Consider the following 22,513-nt stretch of genomic DNA (forward strand, 5'->3'; position numbering starts at 1 on the left):
AATTTAATAAATCCTCAGCATTTAAGAAATTGGTTTGCTAACTGTTGCTATTGTACCTCATAACAGCGGAAAACGCTCTATTTTTTTACCTTACCATTCTCTCAAACCTTTGTCCTGTTTAGACTAGAGGTGCCTTGTCACCCGCTAAGGTCCTACTCTCGCAGAGGGAATCAGTTCTAAAATACTATCTAACAGTCCCTGACCGGCACGCATAATCGAAATAATAACAATTTTCTTTTCTGCAGCCAGCACCGGTGCATTCATTTTGGCGATCGGCGTTTCTATTTGTTCGTATTTGAGGGGCAAATCTCGCGTCACTTCATAGGCTAGCAGCATCCCAATCTCTTTCAGCAGTTGGCGAAATTTCGCCGTGCTCGTTTGAGTTTGCCGCATGAGAGTTAACTTATGCTGTATCAAAGGATGGTCGATGACAGTAACTTTAGCACTCATTTTTTTGAATAATTAATTTGCTTTATTCTAACTTATCAGCCATTGAGGCATTCTTGACGCAAAAAAACCGATTTCTGTGGCCCCTTCGTCCTGGACTACTTATATCAAACCCGTATTGAAAACACGAATACGGCGCCAATAAATGTTGCTCTTAGACTTGCCTTTCATCTGCACACCGGGACACTAAATAATGCGAGGTTTAAAAATCACAAGAAATTCATTTTCTCGCTTCCTGTTCTTCCCCCGCTCTTCATGAGAACGCATATCCTGGTCCTAAAGCCTCCCGACCGGTCTAGCTGTCTGGCACTTCGTCCAAGCCCACTAAAAAATATTCGGATTCAAGCACTGGAATCTTCCGGAACTTTCATCAACAGATACGAATCTTAAGAAGTATCAGCAGAAAATATTTTTTTTCGATTAATTCACTAATCGAAAAAACCTGAGTAGGAACTGCACATGAGGTCATAAGCTTGGCTTGACTGGCTTTTCGTCTTTCCACATGAAGGTGGCCATATCCAAGTCTAAAAAACATTACCTAAATTCAGTTCCAATTTTTTAGGGTGCTCCTAACACACAAGTGAACTATTAAGGAGAACATCCATGAAGTTTGTAAAACTATTGCTAGCTACGGCATTAATGACTGCTTCTATCAGTCCCGCCTTGGCTAATCCGACAGTTCAAATTTTAGGTGCAAGCTACGGCGGTAGTGGTTGCCCAGATCGCTCCGCCAGCCTCAGCGTCAGCCCCGACGGTCAAGAACTCACCATCCTATTTGATAAGTTTGCAGCCCTGGGAAATGTCTCAACAGAAAGCCGAAAAAGCTGCAATCTGAGCATTCCCATCAAAGTACCCCAAGGCTACCAAATTTCTATCTACGATGCTGATTATCGCGGCTACGTTGCACCCAAAACCACAGGCAACCTGCGAGCAGAATACTTTTTCGCTGGAAGCCGCGGTCCCATTTTTAATCGGAATCTCAGCGGCGAAACTAACTACAATGTTCGAGATAGCTTAGCCACTGTAGCGAATGTTTGGTCTCGCTGTGGTGACAGTGTAAATATGCGAGTAAATGCTGCAATGACAGCCCGCGGTGCCGGCATGGCCACCGTTGACTCCTTCGATTTGGCTCATCGCGGTTTAGTTTATCACGTCAAATATCGCACTTGCCGCTAAGCTGCTTGTGAGAGTGTAGTGTGAGGTATAGTTTTCAAGTTGGAATTTGGAATTTTAAGTTTTAAGTTGGAAGAGGGAATAATTTTCCCTCTTCCTTCTTGCTTCTTCCCTCTTGCTTCTTCCCTCTTTCTTCTTCCTGACATCCGTTACATCTGATATCTTGCACCATTGTCAGCAACAGGCTTTTCGGCCTGTTCCACAAAATATAAATTTTCTTGTGGAACAGGCCGAAAAGCCTGTTCATAAAAGGCTAATTGAGAATGGTGCAACCTATGAGTTACATCCGTTACATCCGTTATAGAATCCGTTGCCGAACTTCCCTCTTCCCTCTTCCCTCTTCCCTTTTTCTTCTTCCTGACATCCGTTACATTCGGTACAGAATCCGTTGCCGAACTTCCCTGTTCCCTTTTCCTTCTTCCTGACATCCGTTACATCCGTTACAGAATCCGTTGCCGAACTTCCTTCTTGCTTCTAAAACACAGTGCCGTCACTTTCAATCTGAATTGGCGGCACTCCACCAGCCCTCAATTCGCCCGCAATTTTCCGCCCCGCCGCCCAAGTTCCTCCTTGCAAAATTTTCACCAACGGCAAGTCTGTCGCACTCAAATGCAGCTTTTCTCGAATAGCTGCGGCAATTTTATCTAAAAGATTCACAGTCAGCGATCGCCATTCTACTATAACTTCCGAACCTGGCAAGTAACTCTGCTCAAAAATAGCCGAATCTTTTGCCTGCAGCAGCCCGATATCCAAACACAAACCGCCGTTGCGGTACTCCGGCAATCCCGTTAACTCATCCAATCCGGCGACTTCTAAACCAAGTTCTTGCAGCGGTTCCAACAGCGAATAAGTCAACCACTGCGAGAGTTTGTGAAACGGCACGAATTCATCTCCCAGATTTTCTCCTGTTAAAGCCGGATACCGCCAAACATCGCCTAAATTAACGCCACCAATTGCATATCTTCCCGGCCAAATTTCCCCAAAACCTGTCAAAACAGCGCTCAATACGACCGCAGCCTTCACAGTTTTGGCTCCAGCAACCCGAGTGTCGAGCAAGTATTTTGCCAAATTGCCGGGACGCGGGTTGGCGCTACCAAATAATAATGGATGGTGGCAAATCGCCTTCCCCAAATGCTGCAATAATTCTAATCGACCTGTTAAACCAACTAGCGGATTGTCTCTACTTACCTGAAATCCCGCAGCTAAGGTTTCGAGTTTTAATTGAGACAGTCCCTGAGAATCCGCTTGCCAAGGAAAATCGGGATTGCTGGAAAAAACACCTTGACAAAACATCCGCAAGCTGGCTATTGCTAACCCTTCAGAACGGCAGTAAACCTGCCCGGTTTCCGGTTCACAATACTGCCAATCTGCACCAGCACCGGCATCGAGCAAAACGCTGATAATTACTAAATCAAATTTGATCTTAGCTTGCTCTATTAGTGCAAATTCTGCTAAAGCTGAATCCAATTCGGCGAGCCGCGACAAGTTGCCAGCTTCAAAATGTCGCCAGCGACTGTGAAAGGGAATGTTAAAATCGGGATAATTTTGGCGCGTTGTGTCAATTACATAATTTGCTGCTTTGTCGAGTTGGGATAAATCTACGCGGAAGTAGCGAAGTTTCTCCAGGCGGGCTAAATCAAAAAGCCGATCGCACTTTTGGCGAATAGCAGCCGGCGTTCTCAGATATTCTACAGTCTCAAGTTCAATATTTTGCAAGTTCATACCACCAAACAGCGGTAAACATCGTTTTCTCGAAAAAAGTCAAACTGACTGTAATCTAAAAGATTATCTAAAATCGCATTTTTATCGATTTTGATCAGCTTATATTCCCACTTCGACCCGCTGACTTCACGTTTAATGTGATCGGAAACTATCACCGAGTTTTTTTCTTTTCCCGGAGATACTATTTTACTTAAATCTTCCAGCCTGTCGGCTATGTGAATATCTTTTCCGTAAGTGCAAGACCTAAATATATATAGATTTCCCTTCGCAACTCCCACCGACAAGCCACAAGGTATTTGATTGGCGTTAATAAAAAGTTTCCAGTTCTCGCACAAACTTTCCATTGCTGCTAAGGCTGAGTGAGCTTCCGGGAAAGTCAACAAATGCGAATCACCAACAATACTCCGAATTGTGCCGCCGTATTCTTCGCAAATTGTTTTTTCAAAAGTATCAAAGTTTGTGAGCAAATATTCAACATCTTTGATAGAATTAGATTCTTGATAAGCTATAAAACCTCTCAAATCTGCTTTAATTATTGCTTGGTTTTTTATGATTCGCGTTTTGTAACTTTGGTCAACTTTGTACACTTTTTCAGGTTCGCTCATCCCTTTCAAAGAAAACTCGTTGACAAAAGACGTTTGCACTTCTGCTTTGTTGAGTGCCAGCCATGCTGCTTGGGACAAATATATTTCATCGGGTGGAGTTACTGATTCTATGCGCGCTGTTAAATTCACAGTATCACCAAAGATATCTTTATCTTGATGCAAGACATCTCCTAATGTAATCGACACGCGAATAGCCAATCGTTCGTCGTTCGCCTTGCTAGATTGTTGCGCTCTCAATTCTTGCTGCATTTCTATGGCTGCTACCGCCGCTGCTGTGACGCTGGGAAAAATTATCCAAAATGAATCACCTTCCCCTTTAATCACGCTGCCTTCATTTCTGGCGCTAATATCTGAAACAAAAGTTTTATGCTCGTTTAACAAACTACTTAAGTCCGACTGAGATAATTTTTTGACTCTGACGGTATATCCGCAAATATCTGTTTTTACGATCACACTAGAACGCAAATTAGCCATAACCTACCCTGACTGATCAAAAACCAGCAATAAATTTTGTTTAGCAAAGACGCGATTGTTCGCGTCCCATCGGTCGCGTCTTTGCCCTCTTAATCTCCTAAATCGCGTCCGATCGCTTCTGCAAGAATTGTAGCATCTGGCACCGGGTCAGGCGTGTAGTAGCCGGCGGCTTTTTTGGCGACAATTTCGACTTGTGCGTCTGCGGGAATCCAATCTTCAGGAATGGGGATGCGATCGACCACCTGAATACCAGAATTGATAATCGCATTGTATTTCATATCGCTCATAGAAACTAAACTGTCAATTCGAGAGATACCCAACCAGTGCAGCACGTCTGGCATTAGTTCTTGAAACCGCATATCTTGAACTCCCGCAACACATTCAGTGCGCGTAAAATAGGCATCAGCGCGATCGCCGCCTTCCTGCCTTTTTCTGGCATTGTACACCAAAAACTTAGTCACTTCCCCCAAAGCTCTCCCTTCCTTGCGGAAGTAAACTATTACCCCTGAACCGCCTGATTGTGCCGTTTGGATGCAAATTTCCATCCCGTGTACCAAATAAGGGCGACAAGTGCAGATATCGGAACTGAAGACATCTGAACCGTTGCATTCATCATGTACACGTACCGCCAACTGCTTATCCGGGTCAGAAATATTCGCGACATCGCCAATAATATAAACCGTAGTTCCGCCTATTGGTGGCAAGAAAACGTGTAAGTCCGGCCGCGTCACTAAATCCGAGAACATTCCGCCTGTTTGCTCGAACAGGACACGGCGGAGGACGCTTTCTTGAACCCCAATCCGCCGCGCAATTCCCGGCAAATACCAAACCGGGTCGATCGCAATTTTAGTTACTGCTAAATTGCCACCTGCTTTGACTATTTTGCCATCAATTTTCACTCGCCCCTTAGCTATAGCATCTTGTAATTCTGGCATATTAATGTGAGCTTTAGTGACAGCAATTGTCGGGCGAATATCATATCCCTGCTGGAGAAATGAAGTATAAATTTCACTGACCAAACCTCCAAACGGATCGAGAGAAACAATCAAATTGCGATCGCCCCAACTCGGGTGCGGCCCGATGTGTGCCGCCGGAGAGGTGTTGGTAAAATCGGGGCGGTGATCGGCTTGCAGTGCCCCGGAAGCCACTGCTAGCGCGCGATAAACAGAGTAGGAACCCGAATGAGTGCCGATCGCATTCCGGTGAGACGATTTGGTGAGGCTACCAATCACAGGCCCTCGTTTCAGCGGATCGATTTCTCCCCAGTAAATGGGATGAGGTTTTGTGCCGGATCTGTCGGGATGGGATGTTAAAACTATATGCTTGGGTTTTGACACAGTTTTTTGGGGATATTGCTATGGATGCTGCTGTTAATTGAAAGTGAAATGGCAATTTGAAGCAGTGATTTATGATAGCAAAAGGATTCAGGCTGTGGAAGTATCCGGCATAGCCAAACTCGTGACGCTAATTTTCGCGCTGTCCTAAAAATATAAAAATTTTGCATATGTGCTTCAGTGATTAGGGCGGGAGTACCAACAGCAAAGCTACCTATTTAATCCAAGTTTCTCTAGCATTTATATTTTCTTCCTGCATGATATTTGTTTAACTAACCGCAGAGGGCGCAGAGGGCGTAGAGAATCTAGAAAAGAGAGAAAGAGGGGAAAAGAGAGATGTTCACAATTCCTGCAAGGGTTGTTATAGTTACAACTGGTAGCCAGTAATTATCAACAAAATACTAACTCACAAAATTAATGTTGCCAAGTACATCTAATTATTTGCTCAAAAATGGTCGCGTACCCGCGTCTCTTCTAGAGATGAAAACGATCGCGCCCTCAGCTTCTACTGTGGCGACAACGGGGAGTGAGAACAATTTTTGTTTGGTGGATATCGAAATTGCAGCGGCTACGATCGCCCAAATCATCCCACCAGGTACAAAACCTGTATCCTCCTTTGGAGATATCCCAGTTGTAGATTTGCAGGGCGGCTTAGTTTGGCCTTGTTTTGTGGATATGCACACCCATTTAGACAAAGGCCACATTTGGGAACGATCGCCCAATCCCGATGGAACTTTTGCCAGCGCGATCGAAGCGGTATGCGCTGATGCCCAAAAAAACTGGAATGCAGAGGATGTTTACCGACGGATGGAGTTTGGCCTCAAGTGCAGCTACGCCCACGGAACCAAAGCCATCCGCACTCACATAGACAGCGCAGGGGAACAGGGAACCGTTAGTTTGGAAGTATTTGAAGCGCTGCAAGACGAATGGGGCGATCGGCTGATCTTGCAAGCAGTTTCCCTGGTTTCCCTCGACTATTACCTGACACCCGCCGGCGAAAAATTAGCCGATCGCGTTGCCCAAATTGGCGGCATTCTCGGCGGCGTCGCCTATATCAACCCAGACTTAGACAAACAACTCGATCGAGTTTTTGCCTTAGCCAAAGAACGAAATTTAAACCTCGACTTCCACACCGACGAAAACGACGATCCAGATTCAGTAACATTGCGGGAAGTCGCAAAAACCGCCATCCGCCATGAATTTGGGGGTCAAATAATCTGCGGACACTGCTGTAGTTTAGCCCTACAACCGTCAGATTTAGTAACAGAAACTATGGAATTAGTCAAGGAAGCAAATATTGGCATTGTCAGCTTGCCGATGTGCAACCTTTACCTGCAAGACCGAGAATCTCAGCATACACCGCGCTGGCGGGGAGTGACACTGCTGCACGAACTCAAAGCAGCAGGAATTCCCGTTGCAGTTGCTAGCGACAATTGTCGCGATCCGTTTTACGGATTTGGCGACCATGATGTTTTGGAAGTTTTTAATATGGCAGTCCGCATCGCTCATTTAGATAGGCCTTATGGAGACTGGCCCTGTGCAGTTACAAAGACTCCAGCCGATTTAATGGGATTGCCGAATTTAGGACGAATTGCAGTGGGTTTACCTGCTGATTTGATTTTGTTTAAGGCGCGGAATTTCAGCGAATTGTTATCTAGACCGCAGGGCGATCGCACAGTTTTGCGGCAGGGGATTAAAATTGATACAACTTTGCCCGATTACCGCGAACTCGATGATTTATTAGCAATTAAAATCTGACATCCTGCATCAATCTCAAGAACAGGCTCTCCGGTCTGTGCCACAAAAGATAAATTTTCTTTATACTCGTTACTAGGCTCTGCCTGGTAACGTAGATCCGGAGGCCCTGCTCCAATTTTCTTGACCGTAATGCGAGGCAGAGCCTCTAAATCTCGGTTTTTAGGCTCTGCCTAGGAACCAGTTAAACAGGCACTATAAATTATCAACAAACGTCCCTTATCTTTTCTTCCTTCGCGTACTTTGCGTCTTCGCGGTTCGTTCAAAAAAACATCTTTCACCAAGCATTTCGCATTGCTATCTTGTCAATTTTCCACTAATTTGATATAAATATAAAAGCTAATTTTAGTGAGGATCTTTTAAGTGAAAGCAGTTATTTTATTGTCGGGAGGGCTGGATTCCTCAACAGTTTTGTATCAAGCCAAAGCCGACGGCTGCGAGTGTTACGCTATTTCGTTTGACTACAAGCAAAGACACAGGCGGGAGTTGGAATCAGCAAGGGCGATCGCACTTTCGGCAGCGGTTAAGGCACATCAGATAGTAAACTTTGACCTGACGCTTTGGGGCGGTTCGGCATTGACGGATAATGAGATGGACTTACCGATCGATCGCAATCTTACAGAAATGTCCCAAAACATCCCAATTACCTACGTTCCTGCTAGAAATACGATCTTTCTCAGCTTTGCCCTCGCCTACGCAGAAACTCTAGAAGCCGATCGCATTTACATCGGTGTCAACGCTTTAGATTATTCGGGATATCCCGACTGCCGCCTCGATTACATCCAAGCCATGCAGGAAGTATTTCGGTTAGGAACAAAGCAGGGAAGAGAAGGAAATGCTATTAATATTATCACACCTTTAATCGAACTTAAAAAGACAGAAATTATTCAATTAGGCAACCAATTAGGAGTACCTTGGGAGCAAACTTGGTCTTGCTACGCAGGCGGGGAAAATGCCTGCGGCGTTTGCGATTCTTGTCGGTTGCGGCTGGCTGCTTTTGAGGAATTGGGGCTGAAAGATCCGGTGCCTTATGCTTAAACTGTCTTCCGACTCGGCGGTTGAAATCGTTCCTCCATAAACTCTCGTCCCTCTCTAAGAGACTAAAGAATAAACGGGGTTGCTAACTCAGATTTGGTATAAAAAGTTGCGCTATTTCGATCGCCCTTTTCATCAAAATCTTAATGAGACAATTTTGCCACACTACTCAACCCGCCATTCTTTCGCCCTTTCCCCACAATTTCCCCATCGGCTGCTGTAACTTCATTTAAAGCTCGATCGCCCGCAGCGTCTTCCAACAAGTGAATTTGAAGTTGATCCAACCGCGGCCCGGACACAGAAACAACCGTAAGTTCCACATTTTCGCCGCGCCAAACTTCCCCTACAGCCGGCATTCTTTGCAACTGATAGCTCAGAAAACCTCCGATTGTCTGATATTCGTCAGTTACTGGCAAATCCAAATTCAATATTTGATTCACATCATCTAAATTTAACTGCGCTTGCACTAAATAAGTGCGATCGTCCAATACTTGCAAAGCAATTTCTTTACTGTCGGGCGACTCGTAGCTGCGGCCGATAATTTCGGCTATCAAATCCCGCAATGTCACTAACCCGGAAATGCCACCAAATTCATCGACTACGATCGCAATTTCTTCCGACGAACTCTGCATCAAAGGCAGCAGTTCTCCCAGGAGCATCATCTCCGGCACAAACCTCACCGAATCCATCCAAGGTAAAATTGGCGTGTCGGGAGATAGCAAACCTTCAGCTAAGGGTTTCGCAAGTTGTTTGAAGCCAATAATGCCGATAATGTCGTCTAAAGAATCTCCCGTCACGGGATAGCGGGAATGGTGAGAAATCGCCATTTCGTCGAGCAAAGTTTGAAAGGTGGCCGTCTTGGGAAGTGCGACAATGCTAGGCCTCGGCACCATTACTTCTTCTACCCAAACTTCGCCAAATTCAAAGACGTTGTTGAGCAATTCTCGCTTTTCTGCTTCCAAGCCGCTGGATTCGCTGGAAGTAGCTATAATTAATTGCAGTTCTTCGGGAGTAACCGGGCGATGCCTTAGATCGTATTCGATGCCCGCAAACCGCAAGAGCGATCGAGTAGATTGATTGAGAAACGATACAAAGGGCTTGAACACACGGGCAATCAATAAACTCGGCGGCCCTAAAGTTCTGGCTAGCTGTTCGGAATACAGTAAGGCTACAGATTTGGGAAAAAGTTCGCCGAGTACGATTTGCAGGTAAGCTAGCAACAAAAAAGTTACTATTGGTATGCTAAAAGAATGGGCGATCGCCGACTTGATGTAAATTGGCAGTGGCAAATAGCCGATCGACATTCGGACTAGCACGGCGATCGTACTTTCCCCAATCCAGCCGAGAGCTAAACTAGAAAGAGTGATGCCCAACTGCATTGTCGAGAGCAATCGCTCAATACTTTGCTGCAAAGATTGCACAGTTAAAGCTGCAACGTCGCCAGCTTCCACTAACTGATTGATTCGCGATCGGCGTACCGTCACCATCGAAAACTCAGCCGCCACAAAAAAAGCATTAATCGCAATCAGCAACAGCACTGACAGCAACCGCGACAGCACCTCTGTCGAACTCATCGCGGGTAAATCAGATATCTCCTGCACTCTCGCCCCTAAAAGTGACACAATGCTCCCTAAAAAAACTTTCTAGATCAAACCTGAGAATTTGTCTGCAGGTTTGGTCTTCTTTTATTTTACTTCGCCACTGGAATGCCAGATATTTGCAACTGAAGTTTTTGACCTGGATAATCTGTCAGCGTCAGCGAAACTTCTTTAGCATTTTCCAGCAAAGCTGTGGGAATACTCACCGTACCGTAAAACACCTGCCCGTTGGGGGGCAGTTCCGAAGGCAAATCCTCGGCAGTCGCGCTCAGGGCCCGGCCGCGATCGTCAGTAACGTTCAAGAAACTGTAGAGAAACCTCACAGCTTGCGAGCCTTCATTTTTCATGCTCACGTCTAGCAGCATGGAATTGTTGCGCTGACTGGCCGCGCTCACTTCCAGGGTTATTCCCCCGTCGCGACTGTTCAGGGGAAACTTGGCGCTGGCATTTTGTGCAGCCGGTTTTTTTGCCGCGGCTGGTTTAGAGCTTGCCTTCTCTGTTTTAGTATTTGCCCCGGCCGTTGTTTTTTCTGGATCGCGACCTTCTACCCGTGCTTTGACGGTTGTGAGAATGTCTTTTTCTTTCAAAATGCTCACTTGGTCTTTGCTAGCCGTCGTTCCCGGCTTGCCGCTGCCAGCATTGTTGCTGGGACGAACATCGGGTTGAGTCGTTCCTTGCAAGGCTTCGCGACCTATAGTAAATCCCCAAACAGAACTCGTCACGCCTGCTCCAAACATTAGAGCGAGCAGAATTAGAGTCAGCACTACCGTCGAATTCACTGCCATTGCCTATAAGTTTATGCCGAGTTTTAGAAACTGCTTTGTCCGGTCGATCGGCTCCAGCACATTGGCTAACAGGCGATCGGGACTCAGCAGATCTAAAGATTTTGATTTTTGTTCTCTAGTTCTAGCACGGACTGGGAAATTATGTTATACTTCATTTTCAGTTAGATCAAAGAAATCGATTTAACGGCAGTTGGCCGAGCGGTTTAGGCAGCGAACTCATAATTCGCCCCAGGCAGGTTCAACTCCTGCACTGCCGATTTTCAATAAATCAAGACCCTCCGCGTGCCGGCGAAAAACCAGGTTTCTTCCTAGAGGCTTGCTTACCCAAGCCCCTATTCTTGGAGAACGCTGGTTTTTTACGTTGTCAGCGGGCGGAAACGAAGTATTTTGCTCAGTGATGGACGCAAAAAGTGGTTTGACGCGCTACTTACAGCCCACCCTACTTAGTTTATTTAGTTGGACTTTGTTTAACAGTCAGTTATGCCCAATCTCAAATCTCAAATCTCAAATCGTATCAACCCTTAATTAACTCCACTCCGTCGCGCCCGTCGAGATCTTGAACGTAAACCTTAACTTGTTCTTCCTTTGCAGTTGGCAACTTTTTACCCGTAAAATCCGGCTGAATTGGGACTTCTCGGTGGCCACGATCGACTAATACCGCCAACCAAATTTTCTCCGGCCGCCCGTAATCGTTGACTGCATTCAAAGCCGCTCTACTCGTTCTGCCTTTATATATAACGTCATCTACCAACACCACAGTTTTGCCCGTCAAATCGAAAGGAATTTCTGTTTTAGCCGGTGTCCGCATCGCAACTCGATCCAAGTCATCTCGGTAAAAGGTAATATCTAAAGCTCCCACGGGTACTTTGACTTGTTCGAGAACTTCAATTTGATCTGCCAAAATTTGAGCTAAAGGCACTCCTCTACTATGAATCCCCAACAGCACTAACTCCGAGGGATTCCCTGATTTTTCGACAATCTGGGAAGCAACGCGGGTGAGAGTGCGTCTCACTTCATCAGGGGATAAAATTTGGATGATTTTAGTCATGGGTTGCTGCGAGCTAATTGTTGGCTGTTGGCATATCGAACAATTTGAGATTTGAGATTTGAGATTTGAGATTGACTTGACAGATGAATCTGGGGGTTTGAACTCAAGTCAAAACTTGTTTTGCTGCTGTCGGTGGCGGATCTCTGTCTTCTGCAGGACTTACCCCGAACGGATGAAAAGCAGATGCTGCGATTGCTTAGCCGAGGACGAACAATCACAGAAATAAGTTATTTATGCCTCCTGGACTGTTCGGCTGAGGTCATCAGTTAGCGGCTCAAACCTAATAAGGTATAAAAAAGCAATGATAGTCCCAACCAAATCAGAAAGCAATACCGAGTTAATTGCAATGCTTGGCAAATTAGCGGCGCTGTGATAGGGTGAACCGGCTCGCCTAACAGCGGTTTGTGTTTGAGAACTCCGCGATAGGAATTAGTACCTCCTAGTTGCACTCCCAAGATGGCGGCGTAAACGCACTCGCTCCAACCGGAATTGGGACTGGCATCCTTAACAGCATCTCTCTGACAAATCTGCCAAATGTAAATCGGTTTGCCAGATATAAGGGCTAAAGTAATCACTGTTAACCGGCAAGGAATCCACGTCAGCACATCTTCTAGTTTGGCGCTAAACCATCCTAAATCTGTGTATGGCGCTTCTTTGTAGCCGATCGTAGAATCTAATGTGCTGGCTGCTTTGTAAGCCATTGCCAAGGGGACTATAGCACTCGCCCACATCGAGTTAGGATCGATCGGCGAACCGGTAACACTTAATAATAGATGCGGCAGAGCGAACCCAAGTAAGGCATAAAATAGCGGTGCTGTCACACCATCGACTGCATTCTCTGTTACAGTTTCTAACAATGCTCGCAGAATTTCTGGCTCGGATAAGTTTTCGGTATCCCTGCCGACGTAAAGGCTCAACCTTTCTCGCGCCTTGACTAAATCTCCAACATTTAAAGGTGCTAGCACGTCCTCCGCAGCCGCCCTCAAACTGCGACCTGCAAAACAGCTTGCCAGCAAAATGGTCTGTATGGCAATACCTAAAAGAGGATGCACCCAACTAGCAGCTTGGACGATCGACCAACTGACAGTATAACTGCCTACAATCAGCCCGATCGCTAGTATTGTACCAGCACATCGTAGCTGCTGTTTGTGCTGCTCGCCAGCGGGACGATCCGCTGCTTCAGGCATTTTGCCTGCGGGATTATTCCATATATTAAAGACAAGTCGAGTATAGCGGTCGATCGCCCAACCCATCGGCTGCACGGGATGTGGCCAACCCCAAGGATCGCCGATCGAATAATCCAACACCGCAGCTAAAATCAAAACAGGAAATTCATGCGGCATCATTATATATTTAGTCAAACTTGATAGTCCATCCGGCCAGGAGCAAGCGTCAGGGTAGCGCAGGTTTTAAGTGCTGCTACCTTTGGGCACTTTAATTTTTTAGCAGCAATTTTAAATGCTGAGATTACTTTCGTCGCGGAGCAAGTGTACGTTCTCCTCCCAATTAACACCGTCAAAGGGTAGAATCTCAAAGTGTTTGATGGCATCGCCGTCAAGACAGCGGACGTTGACATCGAATTGATCGGGATGCGAGCGGGGGCGATAGAACGAGTGAATGCCGCAAATTCCGCAGAAAGTATGTTGAGCAGTTCCTGTATTAAATGTATAGGTGGTCAAAACATCTTGGCCACGGAGTAAGGTAAAACGTTCCGGTGGCACAATGAGGTGCAAAAATCCCTTCTTTTTGCAGATAGAGCAGTTGCAATCTGATGCTTCGTGTTTGTCAACGGCGACACGGAAGCGGACAGCTCCGCAGTGACAGCCACCAAAGTAAGTAACAAGTGTTGCGTCCATGTGTGATTGCTGGCGATCGAATGAATGAACTTACCATTTAAATGATAAAGCTAGTTTCTTCCCCAAGAGCCGCTTGCCAACTGCGGACATCATAGTATAAGTCTTCGAGGGAAATACTGTACAGCGCTTCGGCAAGTTTTTTGTGCAATCGGTTCCACAAACTGAATGTTACCCAGTCCTCTGCTTGCGTCGCATCTGGAAAATGTCGAGGTAAAGGTTCAATAGTTTCACCTACAGCCTCTAAGATTTGTCCTAAAGAGATTTGAGCTGGCTGGCGGGCTAATTGATATCCTCCTTGGGCACCCCGAACAGATTGGACTAAACCGGCTCGTCGCATTTCAATCAGCAATTTTTCTAGATACGGAGCGGGTAACTCCTGTCGCTTCGCTATCGATTTCACCGATGTCGGGCCAAAGCGAGGTTGCAAACTTAGATCCAGTAATGCTTTGACACTGTAGTGTCCGCGTGTGGTTAACTTCATGGGATTTTAAGAGCGGGGCAAATATTCAGCTAGCTGATAGCTGATAGCTTATGCTACCGAGTTTAGAGATTGCTCGCACCGGCTGCAGCTACTCCTCAAGAAAGACTACAGGTTGTTAAAAATATTTAGATAATAGTGGTTAACAATTGAGCCGATCGGTGTAATATGGTTTTACGACCAGCTATAAAGCTAAAGTTTCTTGGTCAAACCAAAAACCAACCGAGAAAAAATCCGTACACCAGTTGAATATTTCAGGACTCAGTAAATGGCTAAAAAGAAAAATATCGAACCCCTTGAAGGCGAAGATCTGATCAAAAAGGTCAAAGACCTAGAGAACCTTACCAAGGAAGAAAAAGCTAGAGCCTGTGGCTACTACACCGTTACTAAGAACGGCGTAGAACGGGTCAACATGATGAAATTCCTGAATGCGCTGATTGATGCAGAAGGCATTCAGCTAGACGGGAAGCAAAACGGCAATGGACGCGGCGGACGCTCTGCCAGCTATCGGATTAGCGTTCAATCTAACGGCAACTTACTGATTGGAGCTGCCTACACCAAACAGATGGAACTCCAGCCGGGAGATGAATTTGAAATCTCTCTGGGACGCAAGCACATTCACCTGCGCCAAATCGATAGAGAAGAAGAAGAATCCTAGGCTTTTACGACTTGCTTTGACTTCTTGCTTGAACTGGTTGGTTTGGCTTCAAGCATTGACTGCAAGCAGAGAATTGGCTCGGAAATCTTTCTGTGAGCCTAAAACAGTATGGCTTCTATAGATGGCAATGGCTGGACAAAAGCCACTGCCACTACTTTATATTTTCCGAGAATACATATTCTCGCCCCTCGCTATACCCGTGTGGAGAAGCGGGGGATTTTCCGCGTAGCTGTTAAAGAGAAGTTCTGCCACCAATTGTGTACGGGGTTTAACGGATGTAATTGATGGATGTTCGGCCACCAATTGTGTACGGGATTTAACGGATGTAATTGATGAACTGAAGAGGTTTGAAGGAAGAATTAGGTTTGGTTGAGCTAGGAAATCCACCAAAGCAAGAAAATGGCTGAGGTATTCTCAGCTAACAGTGCGTCATACCAGTTGAAAAAAAGAATGCAACTGTAGCCAAGCTCGAAAGCACGAGCTTCATCATTAATTCCCAATTATTTAACCTAAAATTTAAAATCTAAAATCTAAAATTTTATAAGTCTCGTGCTTGCTCCTGATTTGTGTCTGTGTGGGGGGGTTTTGAGGTCAAGGAAACACCTCGATCGCCCGTAAGTGAAATTACAGGCTGAAACAGTTAAAGTGTTAGGGAGCAATTAGTCATCAGCCTATGCCGTTGCCCCGATTCGCCAGTAAAACTTCTCAACACCAAACAAAAATCTCCCTGCGTCACCTTCTAGTGGCCTCTTTTGTGCTGCAAATCGTCGCAGCAGTCGGGATTGTCGGGTATCTGTCATTTCGCAACGGAGACAAAGCAGTCGAAGAGCTCGCCCAGAACTTGATCGCGGAGACGGGAAAGAGAGTTGAAGAAAAGCTGATTTCTTTTTTTGAACATACCCAGTGGGTAAATCAACTTAACGCTGAAGTGATCGAGCGCGGTGAATTAAATTTACAGTTAGAAAAGCCCCAGCCTCGGGGAGAGAAGTTCCTGTGGCTGCAAATGCGATCGTTTAAAAGCATTCAATGGATATCCTTCGGTGCTGAAAAATCAGGAGAATATCTCGGCATTTGGCGCAACCCCACGGATAACAACTTGCAAATTATCGTGGCGAACAAGTCTAGCAAGTCTCAGAACATATACTACGCTACAGATGGCCTAGGAACTCGCACCGCTAAATTAAAGGTAGAACCCGGAGTCTACGATGCCCGCCTCCGGCCCTGGTACAAAGAAGCTGTCGCAGCTAACAAGCCGATTTGGACGAGCATTTATCAAGGTTTTACTCCTGGGACTGTTTTTATTGCTGCCAGCCAACCGATTCGCGATCAAAAGGGTAAATTGCTGGGAGTTAGTGCAGTACACTTTTCGCTCTTGGAACTTCAGCAATATCTCCATCACATCAAGTTTAGCAAAACGGGACAAATTTTCGCGATCGAACGATCGGGCTTGCTGGTTGCCAGTTCTAGTCAAGAATCACCCTTTAGAAAGATGCCAAGAAAGCAGCAACTGCAGCGGGTGAATGTTTTAGACAGCCAAACTCCTGTCATTCGCACCGCAGCTAAATATTTGTACCAACACTTCGGGGACTTTGGCAAAATTAAGCAGCCGCAGCAACTCAAATTTAGTCGAGACGGGCAGGAATATTTTGTGGAAGTGCTGCCGTTTTCTGATGTTTACGGTTTGAACTGGCTGATTGCGATCGCAGTTCCCGAATCCGATTTCATGGGGCAAATTAACAAAAATACGCGTACTACGATTTTACTTTGTTTGGTGGCGCTACTGCTATCGACAATTGCTGGAGTGCTGACAGCTAGGCGGGTAACGCTGCCACTGCTGCGGCTCAACGAGGCAGCTAAAGATATTGCCGCCAGAAAGTTCGATCGCGCTGTTAGTGTCAGTAGGCTTGAGGAAGTCGGCGAATTAGCGCAGTCTTTCAACGAGATGGCAGCTCAACTGAAAAAGTCTTTTCAAGCTTTGGCAGAAAGTGAAGAAAAATTTGCTCAACTGGTAGAAAATTTGCCCGTTGGAGTCTCGGCGATGAATCCGCGCGGCGCAGTTATTTTCATGAATTTGGCGGGAGAGCAAATATTGGGTAGGGGAGAAATGCCCGATGCTACCGCACAAGAGCTACCACAAGCTTATCAAATTTATATAACAGGCACTAATCAACTGTACCCTGCCGAGCAAATGCCGTTTGTGCGGGCGTTGAGTGGCTTCGAGGTGATTGCTGAAGATATGGAAATTCGCCGAGACGGGAAAAATATTCGTTTGGAAGTGCGAGCGCTGCCGGTGTTTGACGGTGCGGGGAATATCCTTTATGTTCTTACTGTTTTTAAAGATATTACGGCTCGCAAACACGCAGAGCAAATATTGGCTGACTACAACCGTAACCTCGAGATTGAAGTAGTCGATCGCACGATCGAGCTAGCCTCGATCAATGTCCGGTTGCAGCTCGAAATAGAGGAACGCAAGCAAGCTGAAAAAATTATCCGTCAAGAGCGAGACTTTAACTTAAAGATTATCGAAAATTCTCCGATTTTTTTTGTGGCGATCGACTCTGAGGGTAAAATCCTGCTGGCGAATAACAGTATGCTGGAAGCTGTGGGCTATAGTGCCACAGAAGTTGCAGGTAAGGATTACTTAGATACATTTGTACCCCCAAGCGATCGAGCCGGATTACATTCGATTTTTACGGGGGTAACAGCGCGCGAGCAAACGGTTAACGAACATCGCATTCTCACTTCGGACGATCGAACTTTGTTAGTCGAGTGGTACGGCACACCGGTGCTCGACGAAGGTGGCAGCCTGGATTTTTTGTTTGGATTTGGGATTGATATTGGCGATCGCAAACAAGCACAATTAGCCTTGCAAAAAAGCGAAGCTCTGTTTCACAAATTAGCGAACACTGTTCCCGGAGAACTTTACATATTCGTGCAGCATCCCGACGGCTCAGTCAAGATGGAATATATCAGTCCTTTATGCCGAGAAATTCAAGAATTAGAGCCGGAGGAAATCCAGAACAACTCTGCTTTACTCTACGAACAAATACACCCGGACGATCGCCCCAGCCACTTCGAGGCACTTGTCAAAAGTGCCACTGATCTAGAACCATTTTCCCACGAGTGGCGGATTGTGACAGCATCGGGAAAACTCAAATGGCTGCAAGGCTATTCTCGACCAGAATTGCGCGAAAATGGAGATATTGTCTGGCACGGCATAATCATTGATACGAGCGATCGCAAACAAGCAGAACAAGAACTTCAACAAGCCAAAGAAGCCGCAGAAGCTGCCAACAAAACTAAAAGCCTCTTTCTCGCCAACATGAGCCACGAATTGCGAACCCCCCTCAACGCCATTCTCGGCTTCGCTCAATTAATGGAACCAAGCGCTAATTTAACTTTGCCGGAACAAGAAAATATCAAAATTATTCGCCGCAGCGGAGAACACCTGCTTCAACTGATCAATCAAGTTTTAGACTTATCTAAAATAGAGGCTGGGCGCATGACACTCAACGCCAAAGTTTTTGACTTTTACCGCTTGCTGGGGGATGTGCAAAATATGTTTCAGATTCCGGCGGCCAATAAAGGATTGCAATTAATTATTGACTGCTCTTGCGATGTTACCCAATACGTGCAAACTGATGATATTAAGCTGCGAAAAGTGCTGATTAACCTCTTAGATAATGCGGTTAAATTTACCGAAACAGGTTCAGTTTCCGTCACAGTATGGCAAAAACAATTAGGAATAAATAATCCTACCCAAAACTATTTAAATATTGGACAATCTGAAAAAACAGTTTTTATTTGCTTTGAAATAGCCGATACAGGAGTTGGGATTCACCAGAAAAAATTAGAAAGTATATTTGAATTATTGGTGCAAACTTCATCAGAAAAAAAAGTTCAAACAGGTACGGGTTTAGGATTAAACATCAGCCGCGAGTTCATAAGATTAATGGGCGGCGACATTAATGTAGAGAGCGAATTGGGACAGGGGACAGTCTTCAAGTTTGACATTCAAGTTGTTACCGCAGCGGGTGCTGGTGAAGTCATTAATAAATATGTTGAAGTCAATTATTTATCGCAAAGTTCAAGTATGGTACAAGAAAAAATATCTGATAGTGCTGCAATATTTACGCTGGACTCCAAGCCAAAAGTTCCTCCAGAATGGACGAGCAATCTAAAACAGGCAGTCCGTGAGGCTGACTTCGACTTGATTGCCACAACTATTGAGGAAATCGGCAGCGATAATGATGTTTTTGCGGAAGTTCTGATGAATCATCTATATAATTTTGATTATCAAAAAATTCTAGATCTGATTGATGAAATTGAGCGGTAGGGATCCCAATGTGCTTCTGCTCCTATAAATTTGCTGAGTTTTAGGGTGCGGCTAAGCTCACCTTATCTATAAAGTTGCTGGTCTGCATAGATACTCCCAGAACAGTTATTTTAGCGGCTGCTCCAATAGTCATGAGGTGGCAAAACATCCTCGCTCAAAGGTGAATACACTTTGATAATTATCATGCTTGATTTGCGACTAACAATTTAGTGTTTGACTTGACTTTTTTCAAGCTAGAGTTAACCCCCCCGATCGCCTTTTTGGTAAGGGAAATCGAGGGGGTTAACTGTTATACGATTTTCGATTGAAGAATGGGGAATGACTGAGAACTACCAGAGTTTGAAGCACGGGGCTAAAGTTGCATTTTTTGGGGGAAACTGGTGTTATTTGTCAAGTATCTGAGGATATCAAGCAGGGTTTGCTTCGGCTCGTCTTTGTAGTAGGCGGGCAATTTCAGCTTTTTCTACAAGTCCGACGAGGACACCATTTTCGCGAATGACGGGGAGTTCTTGTACTTTAAGTTGTTCCAGAAGGGTGACGACTTCGAGGAGGGATAATTCTGGTTTGACTGTTGTGGAAAATTCGATCGGCTTCAGGAGTTCTTTCACTAAAACTTGGGGCCAAGTTCCGGTAGGAATGGTTTTGAGGTCGTCTAGGTCGATCGCACCTACCAATTGTCCGGCATCATCTGTTGCCAGGAATCTGCGCCAGGTTTGAGTGCTACCGATCACGTAGTTGTTAGCAAATTCTCTGAGGGACAAGTCTTGGGAGACGATCGGACTTTCGGGGGTCACAGCATCTGCGGCTGTCAGGCCTGCCAGTTGATTTTGGACTGTGGCATATTGGGCAGATTGACCGGCATTTTGCAGTAAGAACCAACCGATTACTAAATTCCAAATATTGCCGAATACGCCTGTAGCAATGGCAATCCAACCAATTATTTGACCGACGCGGCTAGCAAAAATTACACCTTTGTAAGGGTTGCCAGTAATTTTCCAGACGATCGCTTTGAGGATGTTGCCGCCGTCGAGGGGCAAACCGGGAATTAAGTTAAATAAGGCTAGAACTAAGTTGATGGAAGCTAAAAGTCCGACGATGGCCGCTGCGGGGCCTGTGAGACCAGCACCGATGCCGATCGCTGTTAACAAACCGGATAACAATAAGCTGACCAACGGGCCTGCAATGGCTACCCAAAATGCTTCTGCGGGAGTTTTAGATTCTCTTTCTAAATTAGCTAGTCCGCCAAACAGAAATAGCGAAATCGATTTCACGCCAATTCCCTGTTTTATGGCTACCCAACTGTGTCCTAATTCGTGGGCTAAGACGGAAGCAAATAACAGTAACGCTGTGAATAATCCCAGCATCCAGGGCGCTACGGGGCCCAATGTGGGAAACAAGGCAGCTAATGCACCGCCGTATTGCCAGGTTACTAAACCCAGAACTAAAAACCAAGATGCGTTGACAAAGAAGGGAATCCCAAACAGGTTGCCGACGCGAAATGTACCGTTCATAATGGCTACCTCTGATTTTACGAAGGAGAGGTTTTTCTCTCTGTCTCCTTATCGTAACGAAACGTAACGACGATGTTAATGCTTCAATTAGGGTGTTATCCGTCTGTGGAGGTTCGGTTTGCTGAATAATTACCGCCGACTGCGGTTTTGCCCGCTAGGGGTTAAAAATTCTTATCTCAAAACGGAAGTTTTTGCTATGAGGCTTGAGGAGGATATCTTTTTTAAATTTCTGTTTTAGTTTTCAGTCGGTTTTAACTCAAATCTTGCACCTCTGTCATGAACAGACAAGAGGCCTGTTCCACAAAAATTAAATGTTGTTGTGGCCCTTGCTTCTAGCCCGCCCGTAAAAGCTTTATTGAGAATGGTGCAACATCTCAGTTTTAACTGAATGCAAGCTTTGAGACGGAGAAGGAATTCCTGGCGGACTATTACACCTGTGGCAAGAGCTCAGTTTCAAGCAGGTTTAACTATAATGACTTACCCTAAGAATAGTTTTGATCCTAATAATTATGCCAGAATCTTTTTTGCTCGGCCGGCTGCTGCTGCAATTCAACAGCGAAGCCGCTGATATCATTACAGACTTATCCGCTGTCGCTTCAACTCCAGACGGCCATTTGTGGCTGGGTTCCGATGAGACGACTTCGATCGAGCGTTTGTCGCTTGTCGCGCCTCATATTTTTGGAGAACATCAAAGATTTGCGATCGCAGATTTTATCGATCTACCTGGAAAATGCGAAATCGATATCGAAGGAATGGATTTCAGCAGCGATTATCTTTGGCTGGTCGGTTCTCACAGCACAAAACGCAAAAAAACTAAAGGCAAAGACGCCGACAAAGATATTGAAAAATTAGCACAAATCGAGACAGAGGTCAACCGCTATTTGCTGGCGCGCATTCCTATGAAAGACGGGATTTTGTGCGAGTCAATTTCCCCTTCAAGCAATCCCGAAACTCAATTGAAAGCGGGATGTCTGCAGCGGACAGAAACGGGCAATTTGCTGACAGACGCGCTCAAAGATGACAGCCACCTCGGCTTGTATTTATCGGTGCCGATTCCGAGTAAAGAAAATGGCTTTGATATTGAAGGGTTGGCGGTGCGGGGCGATCGCATTTTGCTCGGTTTGCGGGGGCCGGTGCTGCGGGGTTGGGCGATAATTTTAGAAATAGAAGTTGAAGAGGCAGAACCGGGAGTTTTAAGGCTTAAGGAAATTGGAAAAGGAGGGAAATTGTACAACAAACATTTTCTTGATTTGAACGGTTTGGGCGTGCGAGAATTGTGCTGGAACGGGAAAGATTTAATTGTTTTAGCCGGACCGACGATGACTTTATCTGGGGCGACGAGGGTTTTTCGGTTGAAGGAAATTTTTGGGGGATCGGGCGACAGTATTAGTGGACAAGATGGGGGAGATTTGGAGGTATTGTTTGACTTGCCTTTTAAGGTTGGTACGGACAATGCTGAGGGATTGAGCCTGTTTCCCTATTTGGACGGGCAGAATTCGCTGTTAGTGGTTTACGATTCGCCGGATGCGGGGAGAATTATTGAAAAAAATTCTATTCTTGCTGATGTTTTTAGGTTGGGTTTGTAGTTGCGCTGTCTTCGCTAAAAAGGTTTAAGATAACTGTCCATAAACTCTTGTAGGCTAGTAGCAGTAGTAGTGTGCGTCAGAAGGGGAGATATTTGGGAGAATTAATCAGCCA

The 22,513-nt window shown here is 45.6% G+C and carries 18 protein-coding genes and 1 tRNA gene; 7 read left to right on the forward strand and 12 right to left on the reverse strand.

All coding sequences use genetic code 11. From position 1 onward, the window contains the following. Positions 1-144: 144 nt before the first annotated feature. On the reverse strand, positions 145-450 hold the full coding sequence (locus QUA38_RS06490; RefSeq protein WP_333160242.1) for a uracil phosphoribosyltransferase: 306 nt from the start codon (positions 448-450) through the stop codon (positions 145-147). Between the two features lie 600 nt (positions 451-1,050). Here QUA38_RS06490 and QUA38_RS06495 point away from each other — a divergent pair. Next, entirely contained in the window at positions 1,051-1,623 is a 573-nt protein-coding gene (locus tag QUA38_RS06495; protein ID WP_333160244.1) for a DUF4360 domain-containing protein, read from the forward strand. A 146-nt stretch (positions 1,624-1,769) separates the two neighbouring features. Here QUA38_RS06495 and QUA38_RS06500 read toward each other — a convergent pair whose 3' ends face one another. From QUA38_RS06500 to QUA38_RS06515, 4 genes are all read right to left on the reverse strand, one after another. Then, positions 1,770-2,048 carry a hypothetical protein gene (locus QUA38_RS06500; protein ID WP_333160245.1) on the reverse strand — a complete coding sequence of 93 codons (279 nt, stop codon included), beginning with the start codon at positions 2,046-2,048 and terminating at the stop codon, positions 1,770-1,772. Between the two features lie 46 nt (positions 2,049-2,094). Beyond that, positions 2,095-3,342: a URC4/urg3 family protein gene (locus QUA38_RS06505; RefSeq protein WP_333160247.1), complete on the reverse strand. Its 1,248-nt coding sequence runs from the start codon at positions 3,340-3,342 to the stop codon at positions 2,095-2,097. After that, entirely contained in the window at positions 3,339-4,421 is a 1,083-nt protein-coding gene (locus QUA38_RS06510) for an adenylate/guanylate cyclase domain-containing protein (protein ID WP_333077304.1), read from the reverse strand. The genes QUA38_RS06505 and QUA38_RS06510 overlap by 4 nt, the downstream gene beginning before the upstream one ends. Before the next feature lie 89 nt (positions 4,422-4,510). Further along, on the reverse strand, positions 4,511-5,758 hold the full coding sequence (locus QUA38_RS06515; RefSeq protein ID WP_333160249.1) for a GTP cyclohydrolase II: 1,248 nt from the start codon (positions 5,756-5,758) through the stop codon (positions 4,511-4,513). A 414-nt stretch (positions 5,759-6,172) separates the two neighbouring features. Here QUA38_RS06515 and QUA38_RS06520 point away from each other — a divergent pair, with 414 nt between their 5' ends. Together QUA38_RS06520 and queC are read left to right on the forward strand one after the other, a co-directional pair. Next, the gene (locus QUA38_RS06520; RefSeq protein WP_333160251.1) at positions 6,173-7,513 is read left to right on the forward strand and encodes a cytosine deaminase; all 1,341 of its coding nucleotides are present in this window, start codon (positions 6,173-6,175) and stop codon (positions 7,511-7,513) included. 360 nt (positions 7,514-7,873) lie between these two features. Further along, positions 7,874-8,548, forward strand: a complete 675-nt coding sequence (gene queC, locus QUA38_RS06525; protein ID WP_333160253.1) for a 7-cyano-7-deazaguanine synthase QueC — start codon at positions 7,874-7,876, stop codon at positions 8,546-8,548. 140 nt (positions 8,549-8,688) lie between these two features. Here queC and QUA38_RS06530 read toward each other — a convergent pair whose 3' ends face one another. Together QUA38_RS06530 and QUA38_RS06535 are read right to left on the reverse strand one after the other, a co-directional pair. Then, on the reverse strand, positions 8,689-10,167 hold the full coding sequence (locus QUA38_RS06530) for a hemolysin family protein (protein ID WP_333160255.1): 1,479 nt from the start codon (positions 10,165-10,167) through the stop codon (positions 8,689-8,691). Positions 10,168-10,235: 68 nt separating this feature from the next. Further along, positions 10,236-10,928 (reverse strand): hypothetical protein, encoded by a 693-nt coding sequence (locus QUA38_RS06535; RefSeq protein WP_333149878.1) that lies wholly within the window; start codon positions 10,926-10,928, stop codon positions 10,236-10,238. A 184-nt stretch (positions 10,929-11,112) separates the two neighbouring features. Here QUA38_RS06535 and QUA38_RS06540 point away from each other — a divergent pair. Continuing rightward, positions 11,113-11,185, forward strand: a tRNA-Ile gene (locus QUA38_RS06540). 257 nt (positions 11,186-11,442) lie between these two features. Here the strand turns inward: QUA38_RS06540 and pyrR are convergent. The 4 genes from pyrR to QUA38_RS06560 form a co-directional block, all read right to left on the reverse strand. After that, positions 11,443-11,976: a bifunctional pyr operon transcriptional regulator/uracil phosphoribosyltransferase PyrR gene (pyrR, locus tag QUA38_RS06545; protein ID WP_333147068.1), complete on the reverse strand. Its 534-nt coding sequence runs from the start codon at positions 11,974-11,976 to the stop codon at positions 11,443-11,445. A 266-nt stretch (positions 11,977-12,242) separates the two neighbouring features. Then, entirely contained in the window at positions 12,243-13,322 is a 1,080-nt protein-coding gene (gene cbiB / locus QUA38_RS06550; protein ID WP_333160280.1) for an adenosylcobinamide-phosphate synthase CbiB, read from the reverse strand. Positions 13,323-13,430: 108 nt separating this feature from the next. Continuing rightward, entirely contained in the window at positions 13,431-13,832 is a 402-nt protein-coding gene (locus QUA38_RS06555; RefSeq protein WP_333160257.1) for a GFA family protein, read from the reverse strand. 37 nt (positions 13,833-13,869) lie between these two features. Next, entirely contained in the window at positions 13,870-14,313 is a 444-nt protein-coding gene (locus QUA38_RS06560; protein ID WP_190656033.1) for an Rrf2 family transcriptional regulator, read from the reverse strand. Between the two features lie 265 nt (positions 14,314-14,578). Between QUA38_RS06560 and QUA38_RS06565 the strand changes: the two genes are divergently transcribed. Then, the gene (locus QUA38_RS06565) at positions 14,579-14,968 is read left to right on the forward strand and encodes an AbrB family transcriptional regulator (protein ID WP_015179394.1); all 390 of its coding nucleotides are present in this window, start codon (positions 14,579-14,581) and stop codon (positions 14,966-14,968) included. Positions 14,969-15,722: 754 nt separating this feature from the next. Then, positions 15,723-19,304, forward strand: a complete 3,582-nt coding sequence (locus tag QUA38_RS06570; RefSeq protein WP_333160259.1) for a PAS domain S-box protein — start codon at positions 15,723-15,725, stop codon at positions 19,302-19,304. Positions 19,305-19,711: 407 nt separating this feature from the next. On the opposite strand, the gene QUA38_RS06575 is transcribed toward QUA38_RS06570, so the two are convergent. After that, positions 19,712-20,815 carry a site-2 protease family protein gene (locus QUA38_RS06575; RefSeq protein ID WP_333160260.1) on the reverse strand — a complete coding sequence of 368 codons (1,104 nt, stop codon included), beginning with the start codon at positions 20,813-20,815 and terminating at the stop codon, positions 19,712-19,714. A gap of 509 nt (positions 20,816-21,324) precedes the next feature. Here QUA38_RS06575 and QUA38_RS06580 point away from each other — a divergent pair. Next, positions 21,325-22,401 (forward strand): DUF3616 domain-containing protein, encoded by a 1,077-nt coding sequence (locus QUA38_RS06580; RefSeq protein ID WP_333160262.1) that lies wholly within the window; start codon positions 21,325-21,327, stop codon positions 22,399-22,401. Positions 22,402-22,513 lie beyond the last annotated feature (112 nt).

It is taken from the genome of Microcoleus sp. Pol12B4 (assembly GCF_036701385.1).
Classification (GTDB): Bacteria; Cyanobacteriota; Cyanobacteriia; order Cyanobacteriales; family Microcoleaceae; genus Microcoleus.